Here is a 17970-nt window from a genome sequence, read left to right on the forward strand (position 1 = left end):
TCGCCCTCGGCGACGGCCTCGACTACCTCTACCTCGTCGGCATCACCAAAGCCCAACTGCTCGAAAGCGACTTCGTCGTATAATGTCGAAAAGCACAGACGCCGGGGCGACAGAAAACCCTGCACTCCAGCCGCCGGCCTCGGTCAGCCGAGAAGCGGTGATTTGGGCTATGCGCCTACTGATCGGCCGCGAACCGCTGAACGAGGCAGAGATCGCCCTGCATCAGCAGCATGCCGACCTCGCCTCACTCCGTGCTGCCTTCCTGCAAACCGGCGAGTTCAAAAACCTTCAGATCGCGGCCGATCCCTCCAGGGCCTATGCAGCGCCGCTGTTCCTGCTGCAGCCGCCGGCCGACCCCTCTCTGCTTTGGCGCTTTGCACCGCCCAGCCTTACGGAACCGGTCAGCCAGCTCTGCACCGCAGGACAGCTTACAGAACCGGCCTTCGCTGAATACTGTGCTCGCCTGAATATGGCGGCTTCGCCGCACCGGAAGGTGTGGGAATTCTGTTACTTGGTCTCTGCGATGCAGGCCAAGGCGCTGTTGCGGCCGGGAATACGCGCCCTTGGCTTCGGCGTTGGTGAAGAACCATTGCCCGCCTTGCTTGCCAAGGCTGGCGCGATCGTGCTGGCCACCGATGCTCCAGCCGATCTCATCCGCGGCCAAGGCTGGGACACCACCAATCAGCATGCGGCTGGCCTGCAGGCGCTGAACCATCCAGCAATACTGCCCTTCGACGATCTGCGGCGCCAGGTCAGCTTCCAGCCGGTGGACATGAATGCGATCCCCACAGACCTAGCCGATTTCGACGTGTGCTGGTCCTCCTGCGCGCTTGAGCATCTGGGCTCGCTGGAGCACGGGCTGCGCTTCATTGAAAATAGCCTGAGGACGTTGCGCCCGGGGGGCTATGCTATCCACACCACGGAATTCAATCTTTCCTCGAACGACGCTACGCTTGAAGCACCGGCCCTTTCGCTGTTCCGCAAATGCGACATCGAAGCGTTGGCCAGCCGGTTAGTGGCTGCGGGGCACGAGGTGGCGCCTTTGAATTTCCACCCCGGCGACCGCGAGATCGACCGCCATATCGACCTACCGCCCTTCGCCCTGCCGCATCTGAAGCTGCTGGCCGCCGGTTTCGTGACTACGTCGATCGGTCTTATCATCCGCAAGGCAGGCTGAGGCCCGCCCCCCGGAAGGGAGGGCTTCTCAGCCCCGGCGGTTGGCGAAATCGATCGGTTCAAGCCGTGAGAGGTACAACATCGTATCCTCCCGTGTGCCCAGGATGCGGTCAGGTTCGGTCGGACGCACCACCGCATCGTCGTCGAGTTGACGCAGCGGAAACAATGCCGACATCTGCGCTAGCATCTGCTGCGGTTCCCGGCACCGCAATGGGTTGAACTCCAGCAGAATCTGGATGTCGGGGCTGCGTGCGATCAAGCCCTGCATGCCAGCCCACAAATCCTCCTCCGCGCCTTCGACATCGATTTTGGCAAAATCCACTGGGCCGGTTGGCAAATCGTCGAGGGCAAGGCTCTCGACCTTCAGTTCCACCACATCCGGTAAAGTTTCGCCCGTGGCCAACGGCGGCAGCAACGCGCCATTCTTTGGGTCTGTTGTCTTGGCACGAAAATGCAGGATCTCGCCGCTGCGCCCGGTCACTGCCTTCGGCATGCACTCGGTCCGGGTCGTGAAGCCGTTGATATCCACATTGCGCTTCAGCAGATCGAATAGCCGTGGATTTGGCTCGAAGGCGAAGACATTGCCGCCCGCACCGACGAGTTCGGCCATCAGCACGGTGTAGTAGCCAAGGTTGGCCCCGACATCGAGGACCGTGCCACCAGGCCGTACGTTTCGCCAGATGAAGTCAGAAACCCAGTATTCCCAATAGCCGTCCAGCATTAGATGCGGAGCAAGACCGCGGTCTCGGCAATCGACGAAGAATTTGTAGCGGCCAAGGATGCGACAGAGGATCGTGTGAGGATCGACCGGAACCGTATGGCACCGCCTGCGCATGGCAGCTTCCAGACGGGTTCGGTCATGATTGCCGATCAAGTCGTCAAGCGTGAGGAGATCGATCCAGTCATCGGTCGGCATGGGAAACCTTGGCAGGAGCACTGTTCAGGGGCCTTACCATAACGCCATGGTGATCCCTTGACTAATCTTACCCCGCTTTCCGCCGCCGCCGCAGCATCCGACGCACCTCGCGCAGATCCACCGCCCGCAGCAGGTGCGCCGCCGCGAAATAGGCCAGGCACCCGGCCAGAATCAGCGCCGCCAGCGCGGCGAAGCGGAGGCCCGGCCCGGCGGGGAAGAGCAGCCCCTCCAGCGCCCAGAGCACCGCCCCCATGATCGCCGCCGCCAGCAGCAGCCGCGGCCCGTTCCGCCGCAGCCGCCGGTCGGGCAGGAACTGGCCCCGGCGCAACAGCAGCCCGCCCAGCATCACCGCGTTGAACCAGGCCGACAGCGCCGTCGCCAGCGCCACGCCGACATGGCTCAGATAGCGGGTCAGCAGCAGGTTCAGCAGCAGGTTCAGCGCCACCGCGGCGAAGCCCACCTTCACCGGCGTCGAGGTGTCGCCCCGGGCAAAGAAGCCGGGGGCGAAGATCTTCACCAGCACATAGGCCGGCAGGCCGATCGCATAGGCGGCCAGCGCCGCCGCGGTCGCCCCCGCCTCCTCGGCCCCGAAGGCGCCACGTTGGAACAGCACGACGACGATCGGCCAGGCCGCCACCGCCTGCCCCACCGCCGCCGGCAGGCAGAGCAGCAGGGACAGCTCCGCCGCCCGGTTCATGGTCCGGTGCGCCGACAGGCTCTCCCCGGCCCGCACTTGGCGGGACAGCAGGGGCAGCATCGCCGTCCCCACCGCCGCCCCGATGACGCCGAGCGGCAGCTGCCCCACCCGGTCGGCGTAGTAGAGGTAGGAGACGGCCCCCGCCGGCAGGAAGCTGGCGATGATGACATCGACTGCGAGGTTCAGCTGGGTGACGCCGGCACCGATGATGCCGGGGACCATCCGCCGCAGCACCTGCTGCACCTCCGGCGCCAGGCTCGGTAGCTTCAGGAAATGCAGCGCCATCCCCGCCCGCGCACAGGCCCATAGCACCAGGGCCAGCTGCACCGCGCCCGAGACGGTCACGCCCCAGGCCAGCGCATGCGCTGGCGTCGCCACATAGGGGGTGAGGACCAGCAGCGAGGCCATGGAGAGCAGGTTGAAGAAGATCGGCGCCGCCGCCGCCGCCGCGAAGCGGTCCAGCCCGTTCAGCACGCCGGAGACCAGCGCCGTCAGGCAGATCAACAGCAGATAGGGGAAGGTGATCCGCGTCAGCTCGATGGCGAGCTGGAATTTGGCCGGGTCGTCCGAGAAGCCCGGCGCCAGCACCCGCATCAGCTGCGGCATGGCGATGACGCCGATCACCACCAGCAGGCTCAGCCAGAGGGTCATCAGCGCCGCCATCCGCTCGGCCAGCTGTTGCGCCACCCGCGGCCCCTGCACCGCCAGGGTGCCGGCGAAGGCCGGCACGAAGGCGGCGTTGAAGGCGCCCTCCCCGAACAGCCGGCGGAACAGGTTGGGCAGCTTGAGCGCGACGAAGAAGCAATCCGCCATCGGCCCGGCGCCGAGCCGGGCGGCGATGAACATGTCGCGCGCGAAGCCGAGGACGCGGCTGGCCATGGTCCAGCCGCCAACGGTGAGGACGCCTTTGAGCATGGCGCGCCCTCTAGCCGGTATTCAGCCCGGCGGCGAGGCTCCAGCGGCTTCGGCGATCCAACGGGCGAAGGCGGCGAAGGCCGGCTCCCCGGCGCGGAAGGGCTGGTGGACCAGGAACCACCCCCCGCCCTTGGCGACCGAGCGCGGGAAGGGCGCCACCAGCCGCCCCGCCGCCAGGTCGTCATCGATATAGGGCCGGATGCCCATGGCCACCCCCACCCCATCGGCCGCCGCCTGCAGGGCATGGCCGTAGAAATCGAAGCGCGGCCCATGGGCGAGGAGGCTGGGGATGCCCGCCGCCTCCAGCCAGCGCGGCCAATCCTCCGGCGCATGGGCGACGCGGAGGAGGCTCTCCCCGGCCAGGTCCTCGGGCCGGCGCAGGCGGCGGCCGGTCGCCGGGGCACAGACCGGGGTGAGATCGGCGGCAAAGAGCGGCTGCGCGATCAGCCCGGGCCATTGCCCGTCGCCGAGACGGATGCCGCAGGTCCAGTCCTCGGCGAAGGGTGCCGCCGCCCCGCCGGTGGTGATGCGCACCTCGATCCCCGGCTGCCGCCGCTGCCAATCCGCGAGGCGGGGAATCAGCCAGCGGATGGCGAAGGTCGGGCCGACGCCGAGCGTCAGGACCTGCCGCCCCGTCATCCCCGCCACCTCCCCGGTCAGCCGCGCCAGCTCATCCAGCAGGCTGGTCAATCCGCCCCGGTAGCGGGCCCCGGCGGCGGTCAGGGTCAGCCGGTTGGCCCGCCGCTCGAACAGCGGCAGGCCGAGCCGCGCCTCCAGCAGCTTCACCATGCGGCTGATGGCGGCGGGGCTGACATGCAGCTCCGCCGCCGCCGCGGCGAAGCTGCCGGTGCGTCCGGCGGCCTCGAAGGCGCGGATTCCGTTGAGGAAGGGCAGCCGGCGCATGCGGGCAGGCTCAACTTTCCTGAGGCTGAGCGCAGCATATCTCGGTTTGTGACGGGGGCTCAACGGGCGCAGAGCAGGGGGCATGAGCTTCGCCCTCCTGCCCCTGCTCTGCCTGGTCATGACCGGCACCGCCTTCCTCTCCGGCATCTTCGGCATGGCCGGGGGGCTGGTCCTGATCGGCGTGCTGCTGGCGCTGATGCCGCTGCCGGAGGCGATGGCGCTGCATGCGGTGACGCAGATGGCCTCCAATGGCTGGCGCGGCTTCCTCTGGCGGAAGCATATCCTCTGGCGGCCCCTGGTCGCGGTCGGCGGCGGCTTCGGCCTCGCCCTGCTGGGCTGGAGCCTGGTCGGCTGGGTGCCGGACAAGCCGCTGGCCCTGCTCGCCCTCGGCATCACGCCCTTCCTGGTGAAGCTGATGCCGGCGCGGCTGGCGCCCGATCCGCATAGCCCGGTGCAGGGCCTGGCCTATGGCGCCTGCGCCATGTCGCTGATGCTGCTGACCGGCGTCTCCGGCCCCCTGATCGACCGCTTCTTTCTGGGTGGCGGGCTGGAGCGGCGGCAGATCGTCGCCACCAAGGCGGCCGGGCAGATCCTCGGCCACGGGCTGAAGCTGCTCTATTTCAGCGGGCTGGCGGAGCAGGCGGCGGGGCTCGACCCGGTGCTGGCGGCGGCGGGGGTGCTCTGCTCCATGCTCGGCACCACTCTCGCCCGCCGCATCCTGGAGGCGATGACGGACAGCCAGTACCGGCGCTGGACCGACCGGCTGATCGGCCTCGTCTCCGGCTACTACGTTCTCTACGGCAGCACCCTGATCCTGCTGCCGCCATGACGGGAGGAAAAACCATGCAGCCGGATGTGATCACTCCGCTGACCGCGACCTCGTCGCCTCCGTCGCCACCTCGCCGCGCCCCTACCCCGAGGTGATCGAGGCCTGGCGCACCTCCTGCCCCCGGCTGACGGTCTGGGAGGATGCAGTGGATGGCGGCTTCGTCGCCCTGATGCGTGGCGAGGGCGGCGCCGTGCTGGTCGCCCCGACCGAGCGGGGCCGGGCCTTGCTCACCGGGAACTGACCACCGGAAGTTGTTTCGTCAGCAGCGGCGCCGCAGTCCATGACGCCGGGCATGACAAGCCTCGCCCTCCGCCGCCGGGTGCTGCTGCAACGCCGCTGGGAACGGATGGCGGCCCGGCTGCGCGGCTGGGTCCGCGGCAGCGAGGTGGCGGTGGTCGGCCTCGCCGTGCTGGTCGGGGCCGCGGTCGGGCTGCTCGCCTGGGGCATGGGCGCGGCGGCGCATGGGCTGCAGCGCCTGCTCTACGGGCTGGAGCCGCATCTGCGCCTCTCCGCCGCGACGCGCCTGCCGGATGAGCTGGTGCTGCTGGTGCCGGTGCTGGGCGGGCTCGCCTTGGCCGGGCTGAACCATCTCATCGCCCGCTGGCGGCCGAAGCGGCCGATCGACCCGATCGAGGCCAATGCCCTGCATGGCGGGCGGCTGTCCCTGACCGATGGCGCCGTGGTCGGGGCGCAGACCGTGCTCTCGAACGGCGTCGGCGCCTCGGTCGGGCTGGAGGCGGGCTATACCCAGGTCGGTGGCGGCATCGCCTCCCGCCTCGGCCGGGCCTGCTCGCTGCGACGGGGCGATCTCCGCATCCTGGTCGGCGCCGGCACCGCGGCCGCCATCGGCGCCGCCTTCAACGCCCCCCTGACCGGCGCCTTCTATGCCTTCGAGCTGGTGATCGGCACCTACAGCATCGCCGCCCTCTTTCCGGTGGTGGCCAGCGCGGTCAGCGGGGTGCTGGTCGCCCGCCTGCTCCAGGCCGGGACCTATGTGGTGGAGACGGCGGCGCCCGGGGTGGTCGATCCCGGCTACTACCCTCTGGCGCTGCTGCTCGGCGCGCTCTGCGGCCTCAGCGGCATCCTGCTGATGCGCGGCGTCGGCACGACCGAAACGCTGCTGACGCGCTTCATACCCTCCGTCCCCCTGCGGCTGATGCTGGGCGGGCTGGCGGTGGGCGGGCTGGCGCTGATCTCGCCCGTCGCGCTCTCGGCCGGGCATGGCGCGCTGCATCTGGCCTTCATGACCGAGGCGCCGGCCTGGCCGGTGCTGGTGCTGCTGCTGGTGAAGGCAGCGGCCTCCATCGTCTCGCTCGGCAGCGGCTTCCGCGGCGGGTTGTTCTTCGCCTCGCTTCTGATCGGGGCGCTGGGCGGCAAGCTCTTCGCCGGGGTGCTGGCCATGCTCTCACCGCCAGGGCCCGATCCGCTGATCCTGACCATCATCGGGATGAGCGCCTTCGGCGCCGCGGTCATTGGCGCGCCGCTCTCGATGACCTTCCTGGCGCTGGAGACCACCGGCAGCCTCGCGGTGGCCGGGCCGGTCCTGGCCGCGGTGGCGGTCTCCGGCCTGATCGTCCGGCGCCTCTTCGGCTATTCCTTCGCCACCTGGCGCTTCCACCTGCGCGGCGAGGCGATCCGCAGCGCGCATGACATCGGCTGGGTGAACGACCTGACGGTCGGCAGCCTGATGCGGCGGGCGGTGCCGACCGCGCCGGCCGCGCTCGACCTCGCCGCTTTCCGGCAGCGCTTCCCGCTGGGTGCGGCGACGCGGGTGGTGATACTGGGCGAGGGCGGCCGCTATGCCGGCATCGTCTCGGTGCCCGAGGCGCATGCAGCGCCGCCCGAGACCGCGCTGGAGGGGCTGCTGCACCTGACGGACCGGGTGCTGCTGCCGAGCATGAATGCCAGCGTCGCCATGGCCGCCTTCGAGGCGGCGGAGGCCGAGGCCATGGCCGTGGTGGACGGTCCCGCCCGCCGCGTCATCGGCCTGCTGACCGAAGCCCACCTCCTCCGCCGCTATGGCGAGGAGGTGGAGAAGCGACGACGGGAGGAAAGCGGGATCGCCTCGGGCTGACTATTCCTGGGCCAGCCCGGCCGAGCTGTCCTTCTTGCCGAGGCCGGTCGCCCGGTCCTCCGCCTGTCCGGCGCCTTCGGGGCCGTTGTCGTCCGGCACGCCGCCCTTCACCCCGATATTCACCGGCCCGCCCGGCGCGGCGGGGTCGTTGCGGTTGTTGTTCTCGCCGGGAGAGGGCTTGTACTGATGCGTCTTGTCCCGCACCGGGGCGTGCGGGCCATGGCTGCTGGTCAGGTTTTCCTGCGGCTCGATATTGCTGCGGCGATCAGGTTCAGGCATCGGCGGTTGCTCCCGGTAAGATGGGGGCAACGCGCCGGGGCAGCCGCAAGTTTACGCTGGGTCAGCCGCCGCCCGCGGGGCCGCGGCCACCATGCCGCCCCCCTCCCCGCCTGGCGGCGTGAGCGAGGCCTCCATCGCCCGGCGCAGGCTGGCCAGCTTGCGCTCATTCTCCACCTTCAGGCCGAAGACGTCCTTCACATAGAAGACGTCCACCGCCCGCACGCCATAGGTGGTGATATGGGCCGAGGCGATCTGCAGCCCCTGGTCGCTGATCGCCGCCGTCACGTCATGCAGCAGGCCGGGCCGGTCGCGGCCATTCACCTCGATGACGGTATGGGTGTTGCTCGCATGGTTGTCGAAGACCACGCGCGGCGGCACCGTCACCGCCCGCAGCCGCGCCGGCTCGCGCCGGACCTTGCGGATTTCGTCCCGCAGCCGCAGCCGGCCCGAGAGAGACTGCTCGATCAGCACCGAAAGCCGGGCCAGCCGGTGCGGCGCATCGAAGGCGCCGCCGGCCGCGTCCTGCACCCAGAAGGTATCCAGCGCCATGCCATTAGTCAGAGTATGGATGCGGGCATCGACGATGCTGGCCCCGGCCACCGCCAGGGCGCCGGCGATCCGGCTGAACAGGCCGGGATGGTCGGCGGCATAGACCGTCACCTCGGTCACCGCCCGCGCCTCCAGCACCCGGGTGCGGACCGTGAGCGGCGCCTGGACCGATTCCGCCTCCCGGATCAGGGCGGCGTGGCGGGCATGCGTCTCCGCATCGAAGGAGAGCCAGTAGCCGGGATAGCCGAGGGCGAGGAATTTCTCCCGCTCCGCCGCCGGCCAGGCCTGCAGCATGGCCCCGGCCGCTTCCCGCGCGCGGGCCACGCGCACATCCCGCTCCGGCACCGAAAGCCCGCCGGCGAGCACCTCGGCGACCCGCCAATAGACCTCCCGCAGCAGGGTCGCCTTCCAGCCGTTCCAGACCTTGGGCCCCACGGCGCGCATGTCGCAGACCGTCAGCACCAGCAGCAGGCGGAGCCGTTCCGGCGACTGCACCAGATCGGCGATGTCGAGGATGGTCTTCGGATCCTCGATGTCGCGCTTGAAGGCGGTCTGGCTGACCAGCAGGTGGTGCAGCACCAGCCAGGAGACCGTCTCCGTCTCCTCGGGCGTCAGGCCGATCTTCGGGCAGATCTCGGTGGCGATGCGGGCGCCGAGTTCGGAATGGTCGCCGCCGCGGCCCTTGGCGATGTCGTGCAGCATCGCTGCGGCATAGAGCGCCCGGCGGGACTGGAGCTGGCCGATCAGCTCCGAGGCGACGGGCGCGATCTCCGCCAGCTCGCCGCGCTCGATCTGCTGGAGGACGCCGATCGCCTCGATCGTATGCTCGTCCACCGTGAAGACATGGTAGGTGTCGAACTGCATCAGCCCGACGATGCGCGCCCAGTCGGGAATGTAGCGGGAGAGGAAGCCCGTCTCGTTCATCAGCCGCAGCCAGAGCGCGGCGTCCCGGCCGGTCAGGATATCGAGGAAGAGCGTATTGGCTTCCGGCTGGCCGCGCAGCGCCGCGGCGTGATGGGCGTTGCGGATCAGCGCCCGGATCGCCAGCGGATGGATCTCCATCTTCCGGTCGCGCGCCGCCTTGACGATGCGGAGCATCAGCACCGGCTCGCGCGAGAAGTCGCGGTTCGGCGGCGCCGCCACCAGCTTGCCATCGGCCAGCGCCAGCCCCGCCTCGGCCAGCGCCGCATCGCCCTGGCGGCGGATGGCGGGGGGGCCGAGCGCGGCGCGCTCGATCGCCGGCTCCAGCACCCGGGTCAGGCGCAGCACGTCCCGCACCGTCAGGAACAGGTGCTTCATGAAGCGCTCGACGCCGTCCTGCCGCCCGCGCGGCGTATAGCCCATGCGGGCGCCGACTACGGGCTGGAAGTCGAAGGTCAACCGTTCCTCGGCCCGGCCGGCGACGTAATGAAGATGGAAGCGGACGGTCCAGAGGAAGTTCCAGGCCCGGCGGATGGCGCGGGCCTCATGCTCGGTCAGCAACCCGCCGCCCGGGCTGTTTTCGCCCACCAGCTCCGGCATGCGCTGGGTGCCGAAGGCGTAGCGGGCGAGCCAGTAGAGGGTCTGGAGGTCGCGCAAGCCGCCGCGGCCTTCCTTCACATGCGGCTCGACCAGGAAGGGGCTGTCGCCATAGCGGGCATGGCGCCCGGCACGCTCCTGCCGCTTGGCGGCGAGAAAGGCGGCGAGGCCGCGTTCCCGGCGTGACTTGTCGAAGGCGGCGGAGAAACGCTCGTAGACCGGCCGCTCGCCGACCAGGAAGCGGGCATCGACCAGGGCGGTGAGCACGGTGGTGTCGCGCTCCGCCTCCTCCATGCAGTCGCGGAGGCTGCGCGTCGCATGGCCGACCTTCAGGCCGAGATCCCAGAGCAGGTAGAGGATGAACTCCACCACCCGCTGGGCCCGCGGCCCGGCCTGCTGGTCGGTGAGGAAGAGCAGGTCGATATCCGAATAGGGCGCCAGCACGCCGCGGCCATAGCCGCCGGTGGCGACCAGGGCGAAGGGCGCCTCGGCTTCCTCCGCCGCGTTGCGGGCCGGGGACATGGCCAGGGCATAGGCATGGATCGCCAGCATCAGCCCATCGGTCAGCGCCGCCAGCCAGCGCGCGGCCGGCAGCCCGTCCAGCTCATGCGCCTCGAAGGCGTCCTGCACCCGGCCCTGGATGCGGCCGAGATGGGTGCGCAACAGGTCGAGCGCCTGTTCGCGCCGGAGCGGGCCCGCCACCAGTTCGGCGATCAGGTCGGGGATCACCCCGGGCGCATCGGCCGGGGCGGGCGGCCGGGGGCTGTTGCCCAGGGCCGGGAAGGACGCCGGTTTGGTCATCCCCCCTAGCCTAACGCGGGTCAGCCGAGGTTGACAGCGCCATCCATGAGGCTGCGGAGATGATAGACCATCTCCTGCGCCTCGCGCGGGCTGAGGCTGTCGGGATCGAGCGCCGCCAGCGCCTCCAGCACCGGATGCCGTGCCGGCGCGGGCTGCGTCCCACCCGGCCGCGCGAAGAGCGGCAGTTCGTCCGAGAGCGGATCGAGGCCCCGCGCCCGCTCCTCGAGCGAGGCCAGCACCTGCCCGGCCCGGGCGAGGACGGCGCGCGGCACGCCGGCGAGCTTCGCCACATGCAGGCCCCAGCTGCGTTCGGCCGTGCCCGGAGCGACGCTGTGGAGGAAGACGACCTCGCCCTTCCACTCCCTGACGCGCATCGTGGCCAGTTGCAGCTCGGGCAACTTCCCTGCCAGCGCCGTCAGTTCATGGAAGTGGGTGGCAAAGATCGTACGGCAGCGGGTGCGGTCATGCAGCGCCTCCAGCACCGCCCAGGCGATGGCGAGCCCGTCCCAGGTTGCCGTCCCGCGCCCGACCTCATCCAGCACCACCAGGCTGCGCGGCCCGGCGAGGTTCAGGATCGCCGCCGTCTCCGCCATCTCCACCATGAAGGTGGAACGGCCGCCGGCCAGATCGTCGGAGGCACCGACGCGGGAGAAGAGCCTGTCGGTAAGGCCGATCCGCGCCCGCTGCGCCGGGACGAAGAGCCCGGCCTGGGCCAGCACGACGAAGAGCGCATTCTGCCGCAGGAAGGTCGATTTGCCCGCCATGTTCGGCCCGGTCAGCAGGCAGATGCGCCCCCCTGGCGAGAGGTCGCAGTCATTGGGGACGAAGGCGCCCGCCCGGCTGCGGGCCAGCGCCGCGGCGACGACCGGGTGCCGCCCGCCCGTGATGGCGAAGTCCGGCCGCTCGGTCATCTCCGGCCGGCACCAGCCGCCATCGGCGGCGAGCTCGGCACTGGCGGCCTGGATGTCGATCTCGGCCAGCGCCTCGGCTGCGCCGGCGATCCCGGCGGCGGCGCCGAGGCAGAGGGTGCGGAGATGGCGGGTGATGAGCCGCTCCCGCCGCGATGCCTCATCCGCCGCCTCGGAGAGGCGCCGGTCGAGCCCGGCCAGCGCCGCGCAGGTGAAGCGCACGCCATTCGCCATGGTCTGGCGGTGGATCGGCGCGAAATCGCCGGTGGCCTTGGGTGGTGCGTCCCGCAGCAGCTTCTCGCCGGCAGCAGCGGGAAGTTCGGCCAGGTAGCCGAATTGCTGGTGGTGGCGGATCTTCAGCGCGGCCACGCCCCAGGCCTGGCAGAGATCGAGCTGCAGGGCGGCGATGGCGCCGCGCGCATCGTCCCGCAGCCGGCGCAGCGCATCGAGCTGCCCGTCATAGCCGGGGGCGACGATGCCCGCATCGTCGAGCCGCGCCGGCAGGCTCTCGGCCAGCGCCCGGGCGAGTTCCGGCGCCGGATCGGGCTCCGGCCGCAGCGCCGCGGCGGCCCCGGCCAGCAGCGGCGGGATGGCCGCCAGCCCCTCCGGCCGGTCCAGCGCCTCGGCGATGATGGCGGCGCGGGCGAGGCCGTCGCGGATCGCGGCCAGGTCGCGTGGGGCGAAGCGGTCGAGCGAGAGCCGGGCCAGGGCCCGCGCCATATCCGGCGCCCCCTTCAGCGCCGCGCGGATGGCGCCCCGCAGCGCCGGCGCGCCGAGCAGCGCCGCCACCGCATCATGCCGGGCGCGGATCGGGGCCGCTTCCGCCAGCGGACAGCCCAGCCGGGATGCGAGCAGGCGGCTGCCGGCCGCCGTCACGCAGCGATCCACCGCGCCCAGCAGGCAATCCCGCGCCCCGCCACGTTCGGCGCGGAGAATCTCGAGGCTGCGCCGCGTCGCCGCATCCATCTGCAGCACGCCCTGGCTGCCGCGCGGCACCGGGCGGGAGAGATGCGCCAGCGCCCCGCTCTGCGCCCCCTTCTGCGTCGTCTTCAGATAGTCGAGCGCCATGGCGGCGGCGGCGATCTCGGCCGGGTGGTATTCCCCGAAGCCGTCGAGGGTCGCCAGCCCATAGGCCTCGGCGACGCGGCGGGCGGCATCCCGCGGCACCGCCGTCTCCACCGCCCCGGCCAGGCCGAGCGCGGCCGGCGCCAGCACCTCCGTCGGCTCCAGCCGGGACAGCAGGGCGTGCAGATCGGCCGGGGCCAGCGCCTCGGTCTCGAAGGCGCCGGTCGAGAGGTCGAGCCAGGCGGCACCGAGCCGTTCCTCACCGGGCGCAAGGGCCAGCAGCCAAGCCGGCCGCGCCGCTTCCAGCAGCGTCTCCTCGGTGACGGTGCCGGGGGTGACGAGTCGCACCACCTCGCGCCGCACCGCCGGGGCCTTGCGGCGCTTGGCCTCCTCCGGCGTTTCCATCTGCTCGCAGATGGCAACCCGGAAGCCGCGGCGGATCAGCCGGGCCAGATAGCTCTCATGGCTATGGGCCGGGACGCCGCACATCGGGATCTTCTGCCCCTGATGCTCGCCCCGATAGGTCAGTGCGATGTCAAGCGCTTCCGAAGCCGCTTCCGCATCGGCGAAGAAAAGCTCGAAGAAGTCGCCCATCCGGAAGAACAGCAGCGCATCCGGATGTTCGGCCTTGTTGGCGAACCATTGCGCCATGGCGGGTGAGGCGCCTTCGGCGGTGGGGCGGGGGGGTTCCGGCAGGCTGTCCATCCCGGCCTGTCTAGCCCGGATGCCGAACCTTCGCAGCCGCAAACCCGCGGCCTTTTCGAGACGCGTCCTGGCTGCGACACTGCATCCTCACGGATGGCGGCATCGTGCGCCGCCGCAACGGCTTCAGGGAAGAGAACGGCCATGGACGATGCGCACAAGGGCAGCATGCCCCCCATTTCGCTGGCGGATGTGCGCACCGCGCGGGTGACGCCGGAGGAAGCGCTGGCGCTGCATGCCGAAGGGCGGCCAGGCAAGCTGGAGATCCGGCTGACCAAGCCACTGATCACCGCCCGCGATCTCAGCCTGGCCTATAGCCCGGGCGTGGCGGAACCCTGCCTGCACATCGCCCGCGACCAAGCGCTGGCCTATGACTATACCTCGAAGGGCAATTTCGTCGCCGTCGTCTCCAACGGCACCGCCGTGCTCGGCCTCGGCAATCTCGGCGCGCTGGCCTCGAAGCCGGTGATGGAGGGCAAGGTCGCGCTCTTCAAGCGCTTCGCCGATGTGGACGGCATCGATCTCTGCGTCGATACCGAGGATGTCGACGATTTCGTCAATGCCGTGAAGCATCTCGGTCCCTCCTTCGGTGGCATCAATCTCGAGGACATCAAGGCGCCCGAATGCTTCGTCATCGAGCAGCGGCTGCGCGAGCTGATGGACATCCCCGTCTTCCATGACGACCAGCACGGCACCGCCATCGTCGCCGCGGCCGGCCTGCTGAACGCCGTCCACCTGACGGGGCGGGAACTGCGCGACATCACCATCGTCATCAACGGCGCCGGCGCTGCCGCGATTGCCTGCGCCGAGCTGATGAAGGCGATGGGCGTCACGCCGCGCAACGTCATCCTCTGCGATACCAAGGGCGTGGTCTATCGCGGCCGCACCGAGGGCATGAACCAGTGGAAATCGGCCCATGCGGTCGAGACCGGGAAGCGCACGCTGGCCCAGGCGATGGAGGGCGCCGATTGCTTCTTCGGCCTCTCGGTGAAGGGCGCCGTGACGCCCGAGATGCTGCGCAGCATGGCCGACAAGCCGATCGTCTTCGCCATGGCGAATCCCGACCCGGAGATCACGCCGGAGGAGGCGAAGGCGGTGCGGCCGGACTGCATCATCGCCACGGGCCGCAGCGACTACCCGAACCAAGTGAACAACGTCCTCGGCTTCCCCTTCATCTTCCGCGGCGCGCTGGATGTGCGGGCCAGCACCATCAACGATGCGATGAAGGTGGCGGCGGCCCGGGCGCTGGCGATGCTGGCGCGGGAGGATGTGCCGGAGGAGGTGAACACCGCCGGCGGCGGCCCCGGCAAGGCGCTGCGCTTCGGGCCGGAATACATCATCCCCAATGCCTTCGACCCCCGGCTGATCTCCCGCGTCCCGGTCGCCGTCGCCCGCGCGGCGGTGGAAAGCGGCGTGGCGCGCAAGCCCATCACCGACCTGACGCGCTATGCTCGCACCCTAGCCGGACGGCTGGATGCGACGGCCAATGCGATGGAGCTGATCACCGAACGGGTGCGGGCCAATCCGCGCACCGTGGTCTTCGCCGAGGGCGAGGAGGAGAAGGTGGTCCGCGCGGCGCTGGCCTTCCACAATTCCGGCTATGGCAGCCCGGTGCTGGTGGGGCGGGAAGACCGGATCCAGGACGTGCTGCGGAGCCTCGGCGTGCAGCTGCCGCCCGGCATCACCATCCGCAACGCCCGCAATTCCGACAGCAACCGGCGCTATGCGGAATTCCTCTATGCCCGCCGGCAGCGGGAGGGCTTCCTGTTCCGCGACTGCCAGCGCCTGGTCAACCAGGACCGCAATGTCTTCGCCGCCTGCATGCTGGCGCTCGGCGATGCGGATGCCGTCGTCACCGGCGTGACGCGGAGCTATGCGGTGGCGCTGGAGGGCATCGCCTCCGCCATCGACCAGGCGCCGGGGGAGGTGCTGTTCGGCCTGACCCTGCTGCTGGCCCGGGTCTCCGGCACGGTCTTCGTCGCGGACACCGCCATTCATGAGCGGCCGGATGCGGCGACGCTCGCCGAGATCGCGGTGCAGTCCGCCGCCGCCGCCCGGCGGCTGGGCCATGAGCCACGGGTTGCCTTCCTCTCCTTTTCGACCTTCGGCGACCCCAAGGGGCATATCCCGGGGAGCCTCCGTGAGGCGGTGCGGCTGCTGGACGAGCGGAAGGTGGATTTCGAATACGACGGCGAGATGGCCGCCGATGTGGCGCTGGACCCGGCGCTGCGGGCGCATCTCTATCCCTTCTGCCGCCTGACGGGGCCGGCCAATGTGCTGGTGATGCCGGGCCTGCATGCCGCCCATATCCTGACCAAGGCAGTCCCCCGCCTGACCAGCGCCACGACCATCGGCCCGCTGCTGATGGGCATGTCCCGCCCGGTGCAGATCGTGCCGATGGATGCCAGCGTGACCCAGCTCCTCGACATGGCCTGCCTCGCGGCCCATGCCGCGATCGGCCGGTGACGCTCTTCACCATCGGCTATGAGGACATGGTGCCCGCGCGGCTGATCGAGACGCTGCGCGGCGCCGGGGTCACCACCCTGGTGGATGTCCGGGCCCTGGCGAACAGCCGGAAGCCCGGCTTCGCCAAGACCGCGCTCTCCACCGCCCTGGCGGAGGCCGGCATCGGCTACCAGCATGTGAAGGCGCTCGGCACCCCGGCCGAGGGGCGGGCGGCGGTGCGCGCCGGGCGGCCGGCCGAGATGCGGCGCATCTTCGGCGACCATCTCGCCGGGCTGGAGGCCCAGGCGGCGCTGGCCGGGCTTGCCGATCAGGCGCGACGCGAAACGGTCTGCCTGCTATGCTTGGAAGCGGATCCGGCCCGCTGTCACCGGACCCTGGTTGCGGAGGCGGTGGCCGCCACATCCGGGGTCGCGGTGACGCATCTCCACCCGGCCTGAGGAAGGTATTGTCCGATGTCCCTCTGCCTCGTCCTGCATGACCTCGGCGATGCGCCGGCCGCGGCCGAGAAGGTGTTCTTCGAGGCGATCTATGAGATCGCGCCCGAACACTGGCCGATCACGCCGCGCGCGGTGCTGGTCGCCACCGGCGTCTCTCCCGCCTATCTCCGGGACCACCTGCTGCGGGCCCTGAAGAAGCAGGAGGCACCCGATGTGGTGCTGACCATCACCCGTGTCTCCCCCGATGCCGCCTGGCACAACCTCCCCGCCGAGGGGGAGGAGTGGCTGCGGCGGGTGCTGGAGGATTAGCGCCTAGGCGCGCCCCCGCATGTAGCGGCGCTCCGGCCGGTAGGTGAGCCAGTGGCGAAGACGGGTGAGGAGCGACTGGAACATGCGGCAGGCATCCACGGAATGACTGGCGGGGAGGCGCTGGGGAGAACCCGAACATATCGAATTCGCTCCGTCGCCCAAGACAGCTTCCCGAAAACGTGTTGCCTGTTCCTTGCTCTAAGGCTTGCCACGACTTTTTGAGACGGATTCGTCTCAGTCTGTCGCGTCTGTCACGCGTTGGGCGAGGCGCTGTGCGACATTCCCCTTCGACATTTCGGGCCAGTCCTCCACCCCCTCGGCGGTGATGAGGTGGATGCGGTTCGAATCGCCCCCCATCACATCGCCCGAGACGTCGTTCGCCAGGATCCAGTCGCAGCCCTTCCGCGCCCGCTTGGCGATGGCGTGCTCCACCACATGCTCGGTCTCGGCGGCGAAGCCGATGACCAGGCGGGGGCGCCGGGCATGGTGCGAGATCGTCGCCAGGATGTCGGGGTTGAGGGCCATCGAGAGGGTCGGCGCCTCCGCCCCCGGCTCCTTCTTCAGCTTCTGCGTCGCCTCCCGCGCCACCCGCCAGTCGGCAACGGCAGCGGCCATAATGGCGATATCGGCGGGCAGCGCCGCCTCGCAGGCGGCCAGCATCTCCCGCGCCGATTCGACATGAAGGGTGGTGACGCCGGGCGGATCGGGCAGCGTCACCGGCCCGGCGACCAGGGTGACGCGGGCGCCGAGGGCGGCGAGCGCGGCGGCGATGGCATGGCCCTGCTTGCCGCTGCTGCGATTGGCGATGTAGCGCACCGGATCGATCGGCTCATGCGTCGGGCCGGAGGTGACGAGGGCATGGCGTCCGGCCAGGGGCCCGGCGGCGGGGGCCAGGATCGCCTCGACCGCGGCCAGCATCTCGGCCGGCTCGGCGAGGCGGCCGGGGCCGCTCTCCGGTTCGGCCATGGCGCCCACCCCGGGGCCGACGATGCGGACGCCGCGGGCGGTCAGCGCCGCCATATTGGCGCGCGTCGCCGGGTGCTCCCACATCGCCGTGTTCATCGCCGGGGCGACGAGGACCGGGGCGCGGGTCGCCAGCAGGATGGTGCTCGCCAGGTCGTCGGCCAGGCCCTGCGCCATCTTCGCCAGCATATTGGCCGAGGCGGGGGCGACGACGACCAGATCGGGCAGGCGGGCCAGGCGGATATGGCCGATCTCCGCCTCCGCCGCCCAGAGATCGTCATGCACCCGCTGCCCGGTGATGCCGGCCAGCGCCTCCCGCGTCACGAAGCGGGCGCCGCCCGCGGTCAGCACGCCGGTGATGGCGGCGCCGGACTTGCGCAGCAGGCGCGTCAGCTCCAGCACCTTGTAGGCGCTGATGCTGCCGGAGACGACCAGCAGGATCCGGCGGTCGGCGAGGCGCATA

14 protein-coding genes are annotated in these 17970 nt (G+C 70.5%); 7 read left to right on the forward strand and 7 right to left on the reverse strand.

Annotation, left to right across the window (positions count from 1 at the left end):
• Positions 1 to 169 precede the first annotated feature (169 nt).
• A complete protein-coding gene (locus JMJ55_RS19190) occupies positions 170 to 1177 on the forward strand; it encodes a class I SAM-dependent methyltransferase (RefSeq protein ID WP_202827211.1) in 1008 nt (335 codons plus the stop codon).
• Between the two features lie 27 nt (positions 1178 to 1204).
• Here JMJ55_RS19190 and JMJ55_RS19195 read toward each other — a convergent pair whose 3' ends face one another.
• The 3 genes from JMJ55_RS19195 to JMJ55_RS19205 form a co-directional block, all read right to left on the reverse strand.
• Entirely contained in the window at positions 1205 to 2092 is an 888-nt protein-coding gene (locus JMJ55_RS19195) for an FkbM family methyltransferase (RefSeq protein ID WP_202827212.1), read from the reverse strand.
• 67 nt (positions 2093 to 2159) lie between these two features.
• Entirely contained in the window at positions 2160 to 3704 is a 1545-nt protein-coding gene (murJ, locus tag JMJ55_RS19200) for a murein biosynthesis integral membrane protein MurJ (protein WP_202827213.1), read from the reverse strand.
• Between the two features lie 21 nt (positions 3705 to 3725).
• Positions 3726 to 4607 carry a LysR substrate-binding domain-containing protein gene (locus tag JMJ55_RS19205; protein ID WP_202827214.1) on the reverse strand — a complete coding sequence of 294 codons (882 nt, stop codon included), beginning with the start codon at positions 4605 to 4607 and terminating at the stop codon, positions 3726 to 3728.
• An 82-nt stretch (positions 4608 to 4689) separates the two neighbouring features.
• On the opposite strand from JMJ55_RS19205, the gene JMJ55_RS19210 reads away from it, so the two are divergent.
• The 3 genes from JMJ55_RS19210 (at position 4690) to JMJ55_RS19220 (ending at position 7510) form a co-directional block, all read left to right on the forward strand.
• Positions 4690 to 5436 carry a TSUP family transporter gene (locus JMJ55_RS19210; RefSeq protein ID WP_202827215.1) on the forward strand — a complete coding sequence of 249 codons (747 nt, stop codon included), beginning with the start codon at positions 4690 to 4692 and terminating at the stop codon, positions 5434 to 5436.
• A 91-nt stretch (positions 5437 to 5527) separates the two neighbouring features.
• A complete protein-coding gene (locus JMJ55_RS19215; RefSeq protein ID WP_202827216.1) occupies positions 5528 to 5677 on the forward strand; it encodes a hypothetical protein in 150 nt (49 codons plus the stop codon).
• 51 nt (positions 5678 to 5728) lie between these two features.
• Positions 5729 to 7510, forward strand: a complete 1782-nt coding sequence (locus tag JMJ55_RS19220) for a chloride channel protein (protein WP_236033855.1) — start codon at positions 5729 to 5731, stop codon at positions 7508 to 7510.
• Here the strand turns inward: JMJ55_RS19220 and JMJ55_RS19225 are convergent, their stop codons facing one another.
• From JMJ55_RS19225 to mutS, 3 genes are read right to left on the reverse strand one after another with little or no spacing between them, the layout of a single operon-like run.
• Entirely contained in the window at positions 7511 to 7789 is a 279-nt protein-coding gene (locus tag JMJ55_RS19225) for a hypothetical protein (RefSeq protein ID WP_202827217.1), read from the reverse strand.
• Between the two features lie 51 nt (positions 7790 to 7840).
• Positions 7841 to 10657, reverse strand: coding sequence for a [protein-PII] uridylyltransferase (locus JMJ55_RS19230; protein ID WP_202827218.1), 2817 nt, complete (start codon positions 10655 to 10657; stop codon positions 7841 to 7843).
• 20 nt (positions 10658 to 10677) lie between these two features.
• Positions 10678 to 13335: a DNA mismatch repair protein MutS gene (mutS, locus tag JMJ55_RS19235; RefSeq protein ID WP_202827219.1), complete on the reverse strand. Its 2658-nt coding sequence runs from the start codon at positions 13333 to 13335 to the stop codon at positions 10678 to 10680.
• Between the two features lie 141 nt (positions 13336 to 13476).
• Between mutS and JMJ55_RS19240 the strand changes: the two genes are divergently transcribed.
• The 3 genes from JMJ55_RS19240 to JMJ55_RS19250 are packed head-to-tail and all read left to right on the forward strand — an operon-like array spanning position 13477 to position 16544.
• Complete coding sequence (locus tag JMJ55_RS19240; protein WP_202827220.1) at positions 13477 to 15798, forward strand: NADP-dependent malic enzyme; 2322 nt, start codon at positions 13477 to 13479, stop codon at positions 15796 to 15798.
• The gene (locus JMJ55_RS19245) at positions 15795 to 16235 is read left to right on the forward strand and encodes a DUF488 domain-containing protein (RefSeq protein ID WP_202827221.1); all 441 of its coding nucleotides are present in this window, start codon (positions 15795 to 15797) and stop codon (positions 16233 to 16235) included. Before JMJ55_RS19240 ends, JMJ55_RS19245 begins: the two co-directional genes overlap by 4 nt.
• A 15-nt stretch (positions 16236 to 16250) precedes the next feature.
• The gene (locus tag JMJ55_RS19250) at positions 16251 to 16544 is read left to right on the forward strand and encodes a hypothetical protein (protein ID WP_202827222.1); all 294 of its coding nucleotides are present in this window, start codon (positions 16251 to 16253) and stop codon (positions 16542 to 16544) included.
• Positions 16545 to 16778: 234 nt separating this feature from the next.
• Here JMJ55_RS19250 and coaBC read toward each other — a convergent pair whose 3' ends face one another.
• Positions 16779 to 17969, reverse strand: a complete 1191-nt coding sequence (gene coaBC, locus JMJ55_RS19255; RefSeq protein WP_202827223.1) for a bifunctional phosphopantothenoylcysteine decarboxylase/phosphopantothenate--cysteine ligase CoaBC — start codon at positions 17967 to 17969, stop codon at positions 16779 to 16781.
• Position 17970 lies beyond the last annotated feature (1 nt).

Origin of the sequence: Belnapia mucosa, from assembly GCF_016775475.1 — a bacterium.
Taxonomy (GTDB): Bacteria; Pseudomonadota; Alphaproteobacteria; order Acetobacterales; family Acetobacteraceae; genus Belnapia; species Belnapia mucosa.

Coding starts and splice junctions, on each gene's coding strand:
- JMJ55_RS19190 (WP_202827211.1), top strand. CDS start 170: ATGCGCCTACTGATCGGCCGCGAACCGCTGAACGAGGCAGAGATCGCC.
- JMJ55_RS19195 (WP_202827212.1), bottom strand. CDS start 2,092: ATGCCGACCGATGACTGGATCGATCTCCTCACGCTTGACGACTTGATC.
- murJ (WP_202827213.1), bottom strand. CDS start 3,704: ATGCTCAAAGGCGTCCTCACCGTTGGCGGCTGGACCATGGCCAGCCGC.
- JMJ55_RS19205 (WP_202827214.1), bottom strand. CDS start 4,607: ATGCGCCGGCTGCCCTTCCTCAACGGAATCCGCGCCTTCGAGGCCGCC.
- JMJ55_RS19210 (WP_202827215.1), top strand. CDS start 4,690: ATGAGCTTCGCCCTCCTGCCCCTGCTCTGCCTGGTCATGACCGGCACC.
- JMJ55_RS19220 (WP_236033855.1), top strand. CDS start 5,729: ATGACAAGCCTCGCCCTCCGCCGCCGGGTGCTGCTGCAACGCCGCTGG.
- JMJ55_RS19225 (WP_202827217.1), bottom strand. CDS start 7,789: ATGCCTGAACCTGATCGCCGCAGCAATATCGAGCCGCAGGAAAACCTG.
- JMJ55_RS19230 (WP_202827218.1), bottom strand. CDS start 10,657: ATGACCAAACCGGCGTCCTTCCCGGCCCTGGGCAACAGCCCCCGGCCG.
- mutS (WP_202827219.1), bottom strand. CDS start 13,335: ATGGACAGCCTGCCGGAACCCCCCCGCCCCACCGCCGAAGGCGCCTCA.
- JMJ55_RS19240 (WP_202827220.1), top strand. CDS start 13,477: ATGGACGATGCGCACAAGGGCAGCATGCCCCCCATTTCGCTGGCGGAT.
- JMJ55_RS19250 (WP_202827222.1), top strand. CDS start 16,251: ATGTCCCTCTGCCTCGTCCTGCATGACCTCGGCGATGCGCCGGCCGCG.
- coaBC (WP_202827223.1), bottom strand. CDS start 17,969: ATGCGCCTCGCCGACCGCCGGATCCTGCTGGTCGTCTCCGGCAGCATC.